General features: G+C 43.9%; 15 protein-coding genes. 4 read left to right on the forward strand and 11 right to left on the reverse strand.

From position 1 onward, the window contains the following. The first annotated feature begins 127 nt into the window (after positions 1-127). From V2H45_RS05755 to V2H45_RS05770, 4 genes are all read left to right on the forward strand, one after another. Positions 128-1,222 carry a CobW family GTP-binding protein gene (locus tag V2H45_RS05755; protein ID WP_330482667.1) on the forward strand — a complete coding sequence of 365 codons (1,095 nt, stop codon included), beginning with the start codon at positions 128-130 and terminating at the stop codon, positions 1,220-1,222. Further along, on the forward strand, positions 1,210-2,376 hold the full coding sequence (locus tag V2H45_RS05760) for a WD40 repeat domain-containing protein (protein WP_330482668.1): 1,167 nt from the start codon (positions 1,210-1,212) through the stop codon (positions 2,374-2,376). Before V2H45_RS05755 ends, V2H45_RS05760 begins: the two co-directional genes overlap by 13 nt. Positions 2,377-2,453: 77 nt before the next feature. Beyond that, a complete protein-coding gene (locus V2H45_RS05765; protein ID WP_330482669.1) occupies positions 2,454-3,038 on the forward strand; it encodes a Uma2 family endonuclease in 585 nt (194 codons plus the stop codon). 50 nt (positions 3,039-3,088) lie between these two features. Next, positions 3,089-3,646, forward strand: coding sequence for a Uma2 family endonuclease (locus tag V2H45_RS05770; RefSeq protein ID WP_330482670.1), 558 nt, complete (start codon positions 3,089-3,091; stop codon positions 3,644-3,646). A 26-nt stretch (positions 3,647-3,672) separates the two neighbouring features. Here the strand turns inward: V2H45_RS05770 and V2H45_RS05775 are convergent, their stop codons facing one another. The 11 genes from V2H45_RS05775 to V2H45_RS05825 all read right to left on the reverse strand — a co-directional run bounded on the left by V2H45_RS05775 (position 3,673) and on the right by V2H45_RS05825 (position 14,533). Beyond that, positions 3,673-4,191, reverse strand: coding sequence for a hypothetical protein (locus V2H45_RS05775; RefSeq protein ID WP_330482671.1), 519 nt, complete (start codon positions 4,189-4,191; stop codon positions 3,673-3,675). Positions 4,192-4,260: 69 nt separating this feature from the next. Continuing rightward, positions 4,261-4,554 (reverse strand): hypothetical protein, encoded by a 294-nt coding sequence (locus tag V2H45_RS05780; RefSeq protein ID WP_330482672.1) that lies wholly within the window; start codon positions 4,552-4,554, stop codon positions 4,261-4,263. A gap of 112 nt (positions 4,555-4,666) precedes the next feature. Further along, complete coding sequence (locus V2H45_RS05785) at positions 4,667-4,939, reverse strand: WXG100 family type VII secretion target (protein ID WP_330482673.1); 273 nt, start codon at positions 4,937-4,939, stop codon at positions 4,667-4,669. Positions 4,940-5,033: 94 nt separating this feature from the next. Next, entirely contained in the window at positions 5,034-8,300 is a 3,267-nt protein-coding gene (locus V2H45_RS05790) for an FtsK/SpoIIIE domain-containing protein (RefSeq protein WP_330482674.1), read from the reverse strand. 57 nt (positions 8,301-8,357) lie between these two features. Next, on the reverse strand, positions 8,358-8,957 hold the full coding sequence (locus tag V2H45_RS05795; protein ID WP_330482675.1) for a hypothetical protein: 600 nt from the start codon (positions 8,955-8,957) through the stop codon (positions 8,358-8,360). Between the two features lie 394 nt (positions 8,958-9,351). Further along, a complete protein-coding gene (locus V2H45_RS05800) occupies positions 9,352-9,474 on the reverse strand; it encodes a hypothetical protein (protein ID WP_330482676.1) in 123 nt (40 codons plus the stop codon). Positions 9,475-9,615: 141 nt separating this feature from the next. After that, positions 9,616-10,494, reverse strand: a complete 879-nt coding sequence (locus V2H45_RS05805; RefSeq protein ID WP_330482677.1) for a pentapeptide repeat-containing protein — start codon at positions 10,492-10,494, stop codon at positions 9,616-9,618. A gap of 54 nt (positions 10,495-10,548) precedes the next feature. After that, positions 10,549-11,091 carry a ribosome maturation factor RimM gene (rimM, locus tag V2H45_RS05810; protein WP_330482678.1) on the reverse strand — a complete coding sequence of 181 codons (543 nt, stop codon included), beginning with the start codon at positions 11,089-11,091 and terminating at the stop codon, positions 10,549-10,551. A 142-nt stretch (positions 11,092-11,233) separates the two neighbouring features. Continuing rightward, positions 11,234-11,965 carry a diacylglycerol/polyprenol kinase family protein gene (locus tag V2H45_RS05815; protein WP_330482679.1) on the reverse strand — a complete coding sequence of 244 codons (732 nt, stop codon included), beginning with the start codon at positions 11,963-11,965 and terminating at the stop codon, positions 11,234-11,236. Between the two features lie 258 nt (positions 11,966-12,223). Continuing rightward, positions 12,224-12,565 (reverse strand): slr1659 superfamily regulator, encoded by a 342-nt coding sequence (locus V2H45_RS05820; protein ID WP_330482680.1) that lies wholly within the window; start codon positions 12,563-12,565, stop codon positions 12,224-12,226. Between the two features lie 225 nt (positions 12,566-12,790). Continuing rightward, complete coding sequence (locus tag V2H45_RS05825) at positions 12,791-14,533, reverse strand: succinate dehydrogenase/fumarate reductase flavoprotein subunit (RefSeq protein WP_408648738.1); 1,743 nt, start codon at positions 14,531-14,533, stop codon at positions 12,791-12,793. Positions 14,534-14,717 lie beyond the last annotated feature (184 nt).

The following is a 14,717-nucleotide window of genomic DNA, read 5'->3' on the forward strand; positions in this document are numbered from 1 at the left end:
TTTAAAATCGACATTTGTAAATTTAGGAATACATCCAGTTTATATAACTTTATGTATAACTGGTTTTAGCTCCTAAAATTGAGGAAAGCATTGTCATTTCGCAAATCCTTAACCTAAATCTTGAACTATGCCAACACCAGTGACAACACCAACCATCCAACAAGTGCCAGCAACTGTTTTAACAGGCTACTTAGGTGCAGGGAAAACGACATTACTCAATCATATTCTCACAGCCGAACATGGTAAGAAAGTCGCGGTGATCGTGAATGAGTTTGGTGAAATTGGGATCGACCAACAGTTGGTAATTAACGCTGACGAAGAAATTTTTGAGATGAACAATGGCTGCATCTGTTGCACCGTCAGAGGCGATCTGATCCGCATTATTGGGAATTTAATGCGTCGTCGCCATAAATTCGACCATTTAATTATTGAGACGACGGGATTAGCCGATCCGGGCCCCGTGATTCAAACCTTTTTTGTGGATGAAGATATTCACAAGCAAGTCATGCTCGATGCTGTTGTCACCGTCGTCGATGCCAAGCACATTCAACAACACTGGGGCGATCGCGAGGCATTGGAACAAATTGCCTTTGCCGATGTAATTTTGCTGAATAAAACAGACTTGGTTCCCCTCAAAGATCTAGAAGCGCTAGAGGCAAAAATTCACCACATGAACGTACTGGCAAAAATTTACCGCACCCAACTGACCCAGTCCGAAGAATCTAAAGTGGAGAAGCTTTTAGGCGTTGGTGGCTTTGATTTGCAGCGCATTCTCGAAAAATCCCCTGATTTCTTGGGGGAGGCTACGCATAGCCATGAGGAGCATGATCACGAGCATCATGACCACGAACACGAGCATGACCACGAACATCATGACCACGACGAACACGAGCATGACGAACACGAGCACAATCACATTCACGACGAGTCTATTCTGTCAGTGAGCATTCTCGATCGCGGGGCGGTCGATCCTTACAAGTTTCAAGCTTGGATCAACGAGTTGCTGCAAACCCAAGGGGGAGACATTTTTCGGATGAAAGGCATTATTGACGTGGCTGGCTCGGAAAATCGCTTTGTGTTTCAGGGCGTACATATGCAGTTTGATGGCACGCGCGATCGCCTGTGGAAGCCTGATGAGGTACGCCAAAATCAGCTAGTGTTTATCGGTCGTAACCTAGACCGCGACCAACTTACCCAAGGATTTCGTGCATGCCTAGCTTAAAAAAGCAACAACCTGTTCTTAACGCCAAACCTCTCTGGCAAACCACTTTGGGCGAATATGTCACCGCGATTGCTTGGACGCCCAATGGCAAAATCTTGGCAGCCGCAACGGCGGCGGGTGAAATTGTGCTGTATGACGATGTCAGTAAAGCCACCGATAAGCTGACAAGGCTTCAGACAGAGACGAATAGTTCCGTAGATTGCCTCAGTTTTTCCGCCGATGGTCGCTGGTTGGTGGCGGCGGGACAAGATGGCAAAATCCTCCTATGGGATTCGACGAATGCTATGAAACAGGTAGCGATCGATCGGGGTGATTTAGGAGGCAAAGGGAATCAGTGGATCGAACATTTGGTGTGGCATCCCATTCGTGCCGAGTTTGCCTTTACTTTTGGAAAATATGTCCAAGTTTGGAGCGCCGATCGCCAAGATATCATTACAACCGTCAATTTTGAGCAGTCTTCAGTACTCGCGTTAAACTGGCATCCTAGTGGGGATTGGCTTACCGTCGGTGGCTATCAGGGCATTAAGCTGTGGTCGGCAAAAGATTGGTATGAAGATCCGATCGACTTTGAGTTGCCAACTGCCACAGGACTGATGACTTGGCACCCATCAGGACGATATTTAGCCTCGAATACCCTAGATAATTTGGTTGTCTTGTTTGAGTGGTTGGGCGGCGGTACGCATCCCGAAGGGAATCGCTTTGACGACTCTCCTTGGCGAATGCAGGGATTTCCCGGTAAGGTACGCGCCTTTGCTTGGACGGAGTTTGCAGAAACCGCAAAATCTTCAGGGAAAGAGAAAAAAGTGCCGAACGACTCCTCGCTTTTGGTTTCATCAAGTGGCTCAGAGGTAGTGGTGTGGCGGCGACATCCCGATCCTGAAATTGGCTGGGAAGGTCAAATTCTTCAGGGGCATGTTGGCAATGTGGGTTTAGTCGCCTTTAAGCCCAAATCCGCCGTCTTAACTTCAGCAGGGGAAGATGGCAGGGTGAGTCTCTGGCAAGATGCGACAAACTGGATTCAGGCACTGGAAAACTCAGAGGCAGAGATTACCTGTCTTCAGTGGCAGCCTCAAGCCCACCGATTAGCCGCTGGCAATGCTGATGGTGAGTTGTTTGTGTGGACTGAGTCAACCCAAGCAAAAGGGTTTCGTTAAAGCTTCACCAAAGCAGCAAAGTCGCCATATCCACAAAAATAACAGGCTAGAATTATGCTGTACTTCATGGCACAGCTATGGTGACAACATCAGCAACGGAAAGCATCCTGAAAGGAATCGCAAGACATACCTTCACGGTTGAGCAATATTACCAGATGGCAGAAGTTGGCATTCTGGACATCACCAAAGGTACAGAGCTAATTGAAGGAGAAATTATCGATATGTCCCCGATGGGAAGGCTTCATGCTGCCTGTATTGCCAAAGCAACCAGATTGCTGATCCGACTTTTGCCAGATTCGTTGGATGTGCGGGTGCAACTTCCGATTCATTTAAGCAACCTCTCTGAACCACAGCCCGATCTAGCGATCGTGCGTTATCGCGAAGATTACTACGCTTCAGGACATCCGCAGCATAACGATATTTTGCTGTTAATCGAGGTTTCTGATTCGACCTTGAAATACGACCGCGAGGTGAAGTTGCCACTCTATGCCAAGTATGACATTCCTGAAGTTTGGATTGTAAATTTAGAAGATCGACTTTTAGAGGTCTATCGTCAGGTTGGTGAGAATGGCTATGAAATCGTTCGGGATTACCAGAGAGGAGAAGTAGTTAATTTTGGTGCTGCGGAAAAGATAGCGATCGCGATCAATCAGATTTTGTAATTAACCGTAATGATATAATCGTCTGCTAAGCAAACAGATAACTATTCGTGATGACGATATTACTAGATATCCGCTTAATATCAGTTGCAGAATATCATCGCATGGGTGAGTTAGGTATTCTCAACCCCGATGAAAAAGTGGAATTGCTAGCAGGGCAAATTGTCAAAAAGCCTATGAAGGGAACGCGACATACATCTACGAATAAGCGTCTAGAAAAATTATTAGAGAATCTCTTAGGCGATCGCGTATTGGTAAGAACGCAAGATCCAATTAGACTAGACAACTACTCTGAGCCAGAACCAGATGTTGCCGTTGTGGTTCCTAATCTTTCTTTTTATGCCGATCATCATCCCACACCATCAGAAGTCTATTTAATTATTGAAATATCCGATACGACTCTGCGACAAGATTGCGAGTACAAGTCTAAACTCTATTCCCAAGCGGGTATTGAGGATTATTGGGTACTAGATCTCAACAATCGCCAGCTATATGTTTTTCGATTGCCAAGTCCAGATGGATATCTCTCCCGCCAAGAGATATCTGATGTCGAGGTGATTTCTCCTCTAGCATTTCCTGATATTAAATTGTCAATCTCTGATTTCCTATAAAGCCAAGTTGTAAATCATTACAGTAATTATTTTCCTTCAATTATTTCAGGTCGATCTGGCAAATTGAGAAGTTTCTCCCTTTCCTCCTTTTTCTTTTCATCAATTACTTCCAACCAATCATTTAGCGGTTCAAACTCTTTGGAAATAGCAGATGGATCTTCAGTTTTGGCTAAAGGATCATCAAGTTTAGGACTGATTCTGCATTCTGAAGTCAAGGCAGTAGCTGGTATTGATTGGCTTTGAATCATAGCTTGTACGGGTGCTGAACCACCTACAACTGATGTGACAGTCTGAAATATTTGTGCTACCACAGAGGCATTTTGAGCCAATTTCCGTAATTTTTGTTTCAAGCTTTCTGCGGTTTTGACTTTATCATTTAGAAACACTTCGTAATTTTCGCAATCGCGCAGAACTTGCTTGGTAGTTACCAGAAATCTCTCAAGGAAATTTGTCACAAAATCATTGTGATTATCATCACGCCATGTAGCTTGCAAATTTGCCCATTGATTTTCTACTCGGTCTAATTCCCTTTGTAAAGTTCCCACAAACCGAGCTAACTGCCTTTGCAAGTCTTCAGCATCTTCAAGATTAAACTTTGTCTGTGCTGCCATAATCTAAAGTCCCTTTAAAGCTCCCAATTTAGCCCTACGCTCTTCAGCAATGCGAACTTGTTCGCGCATGAAGGAGATATATTCTTCGGATTCTTTCTGACTATCTTTGTGAGTTGCGGCTAGTTTTTCGTATAGTGGCTCAAAGGTTTGATACTGGTCATCATGCCAGCACGATCGCAAGTTTGCCCATTGATTTTCCACTCTTGACCAATCTTGTTTCATAACTTGATGAAAGTTTTCCAATTGTTTTAGTAAGTCTTTGGCATCATCAAGATCGAAGGTAGTTTGTACTGCCATAATATGTTCCTTTTATTGTGCTTAAGTTAAGTGATATCCAGATCCCCGACTTTTTGTATGATTAGCAAAAGTGATCTGTGCTTTCAAAGAAAAGTCGGGGATCTTAAACACCTCAATTCCTTTCAAATTCTTCAACAATTTCTAGAAATCGGTCTAGCCATTTCTTCGCGTCTTCGCCTGCATCAAGTGCAGATTGAGTCGTACTTGTGGTTTCCTCAAATTCTTTGGTGAAGCGTTCCTTGGATTCACCCTGCCAAGACTCATCACATTTTTTCCATTTGGCTTCTAGTTCCTTAAACTCATCACCGACTTGTCTTTGAAAATTGCTCAAGACATCGATAAACCGACTCAATTCATCAATATTGACATCTATATCTCTTGCCATAGAGTTCTCCTGTTATTTTGATTGAATAAATTCCGTAGGGGTAGCGGATGGTGCGTGCCTACTGAGGATCAGGGCAACCACGGGGGAATTGCCTCTACACAATACGTTTCTGTTTGAGATAATTCGCATAGGTGGCAAATTCTTGTTTAGTTGGAACAGCATAGGGTTTGAATTTCTCCAAATTGGCGGCTGTGGCTTCGTCTTTGAAATAGGCGCGAAGTTTAGTGAGACTGGCGGCTAGGGTTTCATTGAATAGAGCGCGGGAGTCATCGGTAGGCATGGTTAAGCCAATCCGTAGGTCAAAATTGCTTAGGGAAATACGCTCTTTTCCTGCAAATAGTTGATTTAATGTTTTGATGCCTTCCACCCAGAGAATTAGATGAATACCAAGTTCTGCACCTTGAGAGGCGATCGCTAAAATCTTTTTCGCATCATCGGACATATCGGGATTACCCCGACTGTCAACGGTGGGGCGCAAGCTATTCAGACGTTCTAACGTGCCGATCGCTGCCACAAAAAAGATCGAAGCCCCAAAGTTAGTCGTATCGGGATCGGCTTCGCGCAATTGTTTGCGGCGCTCAAATTCTGCCGAGATGTTTTGCAAGGTAGTTGCAGCTTTGCTGATTTGGTGATCGCGATCGGCGAAGTCTTTAGCAATGGTAATTGGGAGAAACTGCGAGAAGGCTTCACGGAAATCAAGCGTCATGCTTGACCAGTGACTACCGCGATCGTCTTCATCGGATAAGTCGATGATGTGAAATTCAGCTTTTTGGGGTTGATGGCAGCAAACAAGACTGGTCAAAACGCCGCCCAGAATACCAAAGATATTTTCTTCGATGTTGCCGACTAACAGCATATTGCTACGAGTGCGGCGGCGGAAGATGGCGCGGCTATGGTAGCCAATTTGCATTGCTTCGCCGACCCATGCAATGCTAGGAAAGTCACGAACCCGCCAGTTCGATTCATTGACGACATCCTTGATATCCGCAGGACTGAGCCAAGTATCAGCCGAGGCTAAAACTGTTAATAGTCCGTTATTTCGGAGGCGGGTGGGATGTCTACCATCAAACACCACCAGTTGATCGGTGGGTGGGCGTTGGTAGCCAGTGGCTTGCACTGTTTCTTGGATTTTGCGTAGGGCTTTTTTGCGTTCGCCTGTGGAGGCATCGGCAACTTGACCAATTTCGTTACTGCCTTTGCGTCCAAAGTCTGCGTTGTAAATAATTCGCCCAGGGCGATCGAGTAAATCCACTGCATCGGTATTGCCTTCCGCTAGAGTCATTGCAGCAACATTTTGATTCATCTGCATTGCCATCCGCAGGTCGATCAGGTCATAGACGCTACGGGTAATGTTTTTGATGTTGGGCGATTGCGAGGCTAGTAATAGATGGATGCCAAAGGCGCGACCTTTTTTAACAATGGTGTCAAAGATTTGATTTAGCTCAGCAGAAATGCTGTCGTTGTCTTCAAATAGGACTTGAAACTCATCAATGACAATGAGGATGCGGGGCATCTTTTTGCCATTGGTTTTATCTCGATATTCTGCAACCTTGGTAATGTCGTTGGAGATAGATTTCCACTCATTAGCACGAATCTGAAACTGCTCGTTGACTTTGCGGAGGACGCTCAAACCAAACTCGCGATCGCTTTCAATAGAAATTACTTTGGCATGGGGTAGAGATTTAGACAGATCGAGGCTAGGGGCTGAGTCGGCATCTTCACCGCGATCGGGATCGACATAGACCTGAAACTCCACACCTTCTTTGAAGTCCAATAGATAAAGTTCTAGTTCATCTGGAGCATAACGCATAGCTAATCCGTTAATGATGCTGTGCAAGGTGTAGCTTTTACCTGCCCCTGGTTTACCAAAGAGCAGCGATTGACTAACTTCTAAACCCTTGGGATTTTGTCCTAGCCAGAATTCTAATTTTTCTCGCGCACCTGCGACACCGATCGCTGTCCTAATTTCCTTGCGGCTGTCTTCGACCCATAGGTTCTCAGGGTATAGCTGCGAGAAAGCAACGGTATCAACTTTGACTTCTCCACTTGCCCTGCTAATCATGGCGGTGAGCTGGTTAAAGCGATCGCTTTCTGGTGGTTTATCCAAAGTCGCATAGCAAATGATCGGTGCTTCGGGCGATTCATAGACAAATAGCGGTTCGCCATTGTAAGCGCGATCAGCGGGGCGCAAAATTTGACAATGTGCTTTGAATAGATCGTAATTAAAGTTTCGTGGTTTTTCTAGGGTTTCGTCAATGTGAATAATCGTATAAACTCCTGCTCTCGAACCATTAACTAAAAGGCTATTGAGATACTCAAAGGAGCGATTGTCAAATTTGCTAGGGAAGTCTGCAATAAACAGATAACGATAAGCTTCTTGAATAGCTTCGGCGGCGGCGTTGTATGCCTCAATATTGTCGTAATCACGGCTGAGATAGTTTTGGATGACTTGCTCGGTATGTCCAATCAACTTATGCAATTGTTCTTGAATGTCATCACTGGTGGTATAAGTACGCTTACCGCGAATTTCTTCGGGTAGGCTCTTGAATGGGAATGTGTTTCCCATGCTGACAGGATCGATGAAGATGCCTTGCAATTTACGAGCGGGGAAAGTGGCAATGGCACGCAAGGCGATCGACTCAAGTGCAACAGTTGCGGCTTGTCTGGTTTCAGCGCTGTTGGTGAAGATAGCAATATGCCCAAACTTATTAGAGAATTGATTAGACGAGCGACACTGTAATAAAAGTGGAATATCATCCAAACTGGTGTAGCAATCTTGCAAAAGTGATTTAAGTAATATTCCACTCCTTGGTTCGCTAAGGTTTAATTCAATGAGATCGAGAGTAAATTTACTCTTTTGTGTCTTGATTTGATGAAGCGTCCCAGCCCTAATCACCATTGGTCCAAGTCCTTCTATTCTTGGTTTATAGCTATTTAAGATTCCTTCATCCCACCATCGCTTATCTTGCCAAGAAGGAGTAATTTGTCTAGAAGTCGTATCAAGCTCTTCCAACTTTTGCTCTGGCAAAACTATTCTGATCACATGATCCTGTAGCTTGTGGGATATGGATATTTTGTTAGTAGATAACCCTATAGCTTGATAAAAGTCTTCTAGAGACTCACCTTCTTGTTTCGCCAGAGTCTTCAAAAACTCAAGTACCAAAGAGAAACGATATGATACTTCCAGTTGAAGTTTTTCGCGCATCGTATTCAAAACTTCATATCTTAGTTGATATGTTCTTGGATGAAGCTGACTTAGCTCGTCAAGTTCTCGTTTTCGATTCTCTTTTTCTGCTATGCAACGTTCAATCGCTTGTTGCACTGCAATTTTTTTACCGATTAGATCAAAAATACTTGCCATGTCTATTTTTTCTGTAGTTGATTTCTACATTGTGTTTTGATTTTGAAATTCGGACAATTAGTCAGTACTAATGCGCCAAAAGTACATCAAACTAACTACAATAAGTACCCCCAATATTCCACCCACTGCACCGAAGATAAGCGCTAAAACTAGAAGTGATAATTCCAACATAATCTTAAGATTGTATTTTTCAATCTTCCGTTCCTTTTCGCTAATATCATTATCAATTGAAGAAATCTTTTGTTGTGCAGATTTCATTGCAGAGGACTGATCTTTTTGCAATAAATTTAGTTCCTCATGAGCCTTTTGGGAGTGACTTTTCCAATTGCTAAAGGACTGAAGAAAGTAGCTAATATAAGCATCAAATTTATCTGCTTCCAAACTTGATAAAGCTTCCAAGATTTTTTGCTGCTCAAGATGATCAACTTTTGGCAACCTGTCAGTATCATTGCAACCAGAACCATCAATGGCAGATGCTATTTCGTTTTCATCAAGCCTTTTATCGCAGTAGTGCCTAAGCTCTTTAGAGGCTTGCGAATGCTCCCACGCCTCAAAAAGTGTTTTTAAAGAATTTTGGTGAAGAGAGAGAGAAAATCTATCAATATCCTTTGATGATTTAGGCAACTGAATATCTACTGAGATATCTTGAATGGTCATAATGAAACCCCGTTTGGATGTTTATCAAATCTCTAGTGAAATATATAGCAGTAGCCAAGTCTAATAGGACGAATTAGGCCTCGGCTGCGCTCGACCAACGAGGAGAATTTTGTCTTAACCTCTCTGGCGATTGCTATACCTAAAATTTATTGCTACAAAGAACCCCAGCTTTTTCTGCTTCATACAAAAAAAAATTGCAGGTTTACGAAAAAAATCGGGGATCTAAACTACAGGTTTTATATTAACGTGGGCATATCTAAAGAAAATTCTCATGTGCTTTCCCACCGTTGTAGTTTTAGGTTTAATCTTTCAGTTTAAATTTTACAGAAAAAAAAAAGAAAAGCAACACTTTTGAATCTATGAATTTACCTAGAACTCTTGATCTCTGTAATATTTAGAAACCAATTCGAGCTTGAGATGCAATATCCTCAATACTGCCTCTCGTGCAAACCTCAAACACAAAGATTGTCTCTGCTAGGGGCACTGCGGTAAGCCGCAGTTCTAACAAATCCACCACAAAGTTTAGCTCGCAGAGCGTACTTTAGATTTCTGTCTGTGGTGCTTTTGAAGCTAATTTACTGTAACAATTGGCATATTTCTCAAATGCTTCTAGAGTAATTGAGTCAGGATGTTAAACCTCAATTTTTTAATCTGCGTTTTACCCTTCACGATCTGAGAATTCATAGTCATGGGGCATGGTTGCACCCGTTAAATTGGCTTGGGTTAGATCGGCTCCATCAAGATTTGCCTTACTAAGGTTTGCCCCAACCAATAGAGCCCTCCGCAAATCGGCGCGGTTGAGGTCGGCTCCGCTGAGATATGCCCCACTTAGATTTGTGCCTCTTAGATCGGCTCCCACAAGGTCACATTCACTCAAATTTGCCCCAGACAAATCAGCGCCGATCAGATTAGCACGGTTGAGATTTGATTCGCTAAAGTCTGTACTGATTAAATTTGCACCAATCAGGTCAGTCCCCACAAGACAGGAAACATTTAAGGTTGCATAACTGAGATTCGACTCATTGAGGTTTGCCCGACTCAGATCGACTCCCATCAAGTTTGCCTTACTTAGATCGGCTTTACTGAGATTGGCACTAATTAGATTTGCCCCGACTAAATTGGCATTAACCAAATTAGCCATGCTCAGTCTAACCATGTTGAGTTCGGCTTTATAGAGATTAGCCTGCTTCAAGGTTGCTCCTCTTAGATCGGCGATCGTAAGGTTAGCTTCGCTCAAGTCGGCTTCGCTGAGATTTACCATACTTAGGTACGCCATACTGAGATTAGCGCCTTGCAGTTTAACCCCTTGCAGATTTGCCATATTGAGGTCAGCGCTACGGAGATTGGCATTACTAAGATCGATGCCACTAAACTTGACACCCCGCAGGTTCACCATACTCAAGTTGATGCCTGTGAGATCGAGATTGTTGAGATTAACCATGCTCAAGTCAACACCTTGACTGGGGTTTTGCTCTCTCCAATGGTTCCAGTTAGCTGCCCCTTGGTTAATTAAATTGAGGTGTTCCTGATTTGCCACAGCCTATCTTCCTAGAATGTGTTTTTTCTTTCTGTTAGTTTAAGCTTAGATTACTTAAAGCCAGTGATCCACCAGACCATTGGGTGGAGTTATTTCAATACATTTACGATCGAGATCGACGATGGGAGCGATCGCCTTAACAAAGGGAATTAAGACAACTTGCCGATCGTCTTGGTTTTGTACTTCCAGCAAGTCATTTCCTGCGGTCATAATGCCAATCACTTTACCTAATAACTTACCTGTTGGTTGATGTATCACATCACAATCGATTAAATCGGAAACATGATATTCATCTGGTTCTAAGGTAGGGCGATCGCTACTTGGAACCACAAACAGATAATTTCGTAAAGCCTCTGCTTGATCGCAGGTATCAATCCCCGCTAGCCGCACAATATAGAGACCAGATTTGTTGGGCAAACAACGCCCATTAATTAGCTCAACTGCTTGGCGTGGAGCAGTCTCAGTTGGACAGATCCAACGTTTGCCTGCTTGCTCAAATCTTTCGGGAAAATCTGAGTAAGATAATACTCGTAACTCTCCTTTAAGACCTTGCGTGGATACAATCTTACCAATAATTAACCAGTCATCTTGAGGCATAGAAGGGGCTGCTTAAACTTTTGCTTGCTGAAAGACCTTCAGTCTAATGACTTTAAAAACATGAAAAACTAGTTCAGGAGAATATTCTGCTAGGCTTGCAAGAATATACGATCCCCAAGAGCGTGTATTTATCCTATCAGGTTTAGAACGGTGTTAGCCCAGAGTTGAGGGTGTAGCAGAGCAGAGCACTCGATAATGGCACGGTGAGATTATCTGTTCCTCCGGGCGAGAAAGCTTCAAATAAGGTGGCGATCGCAGCAACAGGTAAAGCGATCAGCCAATGATGGGAACTTGAGTGAAACAATTCACTCCCTCCCCCGAGCCATCCGTTTGCAAGGGATAGTACAAGTACCACGATCAAATAACTTACGCCCAGCATTGCCAAGGAGCCTTCTAAGGTGCGTTTATTTCCCAAGCAAGAATAGCTATGCTTGCCCCAACGCTGCCCCACAAGTGCGGCAACTCCATCACCCCATGACATTACCATCACGCCCACAACGGCAAATTGCGGGAGATCGATCCGCCAAAACAGGGCAACCAAAAGCGTAATACTGACTGCATAGTAAAATACGCCATGGGTCTTGCGTCCCACACCATTGAGCATGGGCAAGATATTGGTGTAATACGATAAATAGGCGATCGCACTAAACAATCCACCTGCGATCAGACAGAGCCATAGCGGAATCTGTAGTCCCCAAGCAATCAACAACACATTGCCTGTGCCGATATGCACAACCTTCCGCACGAGTTCTGAATTATTGCCAAACTGTCGCAAAATCGCGGATAGAGAGAATACAAAGCCCAACCAAACAACTACAGCACCGACTTGAATCGATAGTGCGAGTGACGGAGCAATATCACCTAGCAAAAGCATGAAGGAATGTAAAGTATGAGGTTGACTGACTGAGCGTTAGCTTTAGCATATTCTACTATTGCTAGATTCATCAATCGACTTTCTCCTGTTTGCTAGCCGAAAATCGGTTGTTCCACTACATCCAAAATTATTCTGCTAGTTCAGTTATCTCTATGTTTTCAAACCGTAAACCAGCCTAATAGTTTCAAAAAAGATAGCAGGATTTCAGTTCCGAATAAAGATCTCCTCACAGAGAAATTGCTAATCAGAATCAATAAGTCAGCTCATTTCTAATTGCAAGTCGGGCATGAGACGCTGCAAATTTTTTAATGATTTCGTCTGCCACAAAACTTGGCTAGAACCTCTTAAAATAACGCGAATGTCACCTTTTTTGCGCAAAGCAAGTACGACCATTGATAGCATATTAATGCCTGAACTATTGAGAAACTCTAGCTCTTGAAGATCTATAGAAATCGCTCCATTTTGTACAGCAATATCAACGAGTAGATTCTTTATGGGTTTATATTCCAATTCTCCATTTAATCGAATAAATCCCTTCAAGAAGGTAGTATCTTTTTCTCGATCGTACCAAACACAATAGTCTTGGGTTGTAATCTCCACAACAACTGCCTAACAATAAGAATTTCTCATGAAGCCAGAAAGGAATCAACACGAACTTTACCGCTCTATTAATTCACGATAATTAAACAGTTTGGTACATTGGTACATATGATTTGCTGATTCTAATCTAATCATATCAAATCCTCAAGTCCCCGAATAATCAGGAATGAGAAGAGAAGTCCGTTAAAACTAAAGAGGCAAAACGAAGGTAAGATTAGCCCAAAATCAATATTTGCGTTCTTGCGGTGTGAAGCGATCGCGGTCTACAGCCTGTAAGCTCAAATTTACGGGACGAAAAGCAGTCTTTACTGTATTTCCATCCAGATAACCAAGCGAATGTTGGAGGTAGTTGCTGTCATCGCGATTGGGATAATCGCTACGCGAGTGAGCACCTCGACTCTCCTGCCGCGATAAAGCGCTTGTCATAATGATTTCACCCACAGTTAGCAGACTCCCCAATTCCAAAGCTGCCGTCAATTCCATATTAAAAACTTCGCCACGATCGTCAAGATGTAGATCCTCAGCATAGCGATGTTTGAGTCCCTGCAATTTCTCTAAACCTTCTGTGAGGCTGGTGCGATCGCGAAAGATACCGCAGTGCTCAGTGGTTAAATCCTGTAATGCCTGACGTAGTTCGGCGATGCGTGTATTGCCCTGATGGGTAAGCAGTTTTTTGTTTTTGGACTCAGCTTCACGTTGATAGATTGTAGGATCGAATTTAGGCATGGGGCGATCGCTCGCATATTCAGCCACCTTTTCCCCCGAGCGTTTCCCAAATACGACGCATTCCAACAAAGAATTCGCGCCGAGGCGATTCGCGCCATGTACAGACAGACAGGCACATTCCCCTGAAGCAAAAAAGCCTGCGATCGGCTGACTATCTACCCCAATCACCTGACAATCAATATTGGTGGGAATGCCACCCATGGAGTAATGGACGGTGGGTCTGATCGGTAACGGGCGATCGATGCAGTCAATTCCTAACATGCGCATTCCTTCTTCTCTAGCAAAGGGAATGCGACTAATAATCTTTTCTTTGCCTAGATGCCGCACATCTAGATGTACATAAGCTCCACCGTTGATACCACGACCTTCACGAATCTCTTGGGCAATATTGCGCGAAGTGATATCGCGGGGCGATAGTTCCATTTTATTCTTACTGATCGCATAATTTCCCATAAAGCGTTCGCCGAGATCGTTAATCAAATAGGCTCCCTCTCCGCGCACTGCCTCAGAAATCAATACTCCAACAGGATATAAACCAGTGGGATGGAACTGTACAAATTCCATATCCTGTAGCGGTAGCCCCGCGATCGCAGTAAGACACAAACCATCTCCAGTAGAGGAGTAGTCATTGGAAGTCGTGTTAAACACGCGCCCATAGCCACCTGTAGCAAATAGAACCGCCTTGGCTTTAAAGACTTCGATCGCGCCTGTCTCTAGACAATAGGCGACCAGACCCTTGACTTCACCTTCTTCGTAGATTAGCCGCATCACATACCATTCCTGATATACCTTGGTACCAAGGCGCAGCAGGTTCATCACCAGTTCGTGCAAAATTGCATGCCCCGTTTTGTCCGCAGCATAGCAAGCGCGACTGTTTGTATGTCCACCAAAAGCTCGTTGGGCAATGCGCCCGTCTTCAGCACGCGAGAACAAGACCCCTAAATGCTCTAGGTCAATAATTACTTCTGCTGCTGACTTGGTGAGAATTTCGACGGCATCTTGATCGGCTAAATAGTCTGAGCCTTTCACTGTATCGAAGGCATGGGTGAGCCAGTCATCATGGGCATCAACATTTTTGAGTGCTGCCGCAATCCCCCCTTGTGCAGCCACCGAATGCGATCGAATCGGATGCACTTTAGAAATCAAGCCCACACTAAGATTGGGATTGGTTTGCGCGATCGCAACGGCTGCCCTCGATCCTGCCAGCCCACCACCAACAATAATTACGTCATGTTCTATCATGAGCATAATTATAGGTTGCAGCGATCGGCAAACTAACGCTACGTTTACAATTACTTAATCTAATCAATGCGCTAGAGATCGCGAACACAAAACAAGCTAGCTCCCTCACGCCAGAATAAACGAAAACTTTCCGCTTGATATGTATGATTCTAGAACTTCACAAACTAGGACAAGGTGTTTACCT

It is taken from the genome of Tumidithrix elongata BACA0141 (assembly GCF_036349135.1).
Taxonomy (GTDB): domain Bacteria; phylum Cyanobacteriota; class Cyanobacteriia; order Pseudanabaenales; family Pseudanabaenaceae; genus Tumidithrix; species Tumidithrix elongata.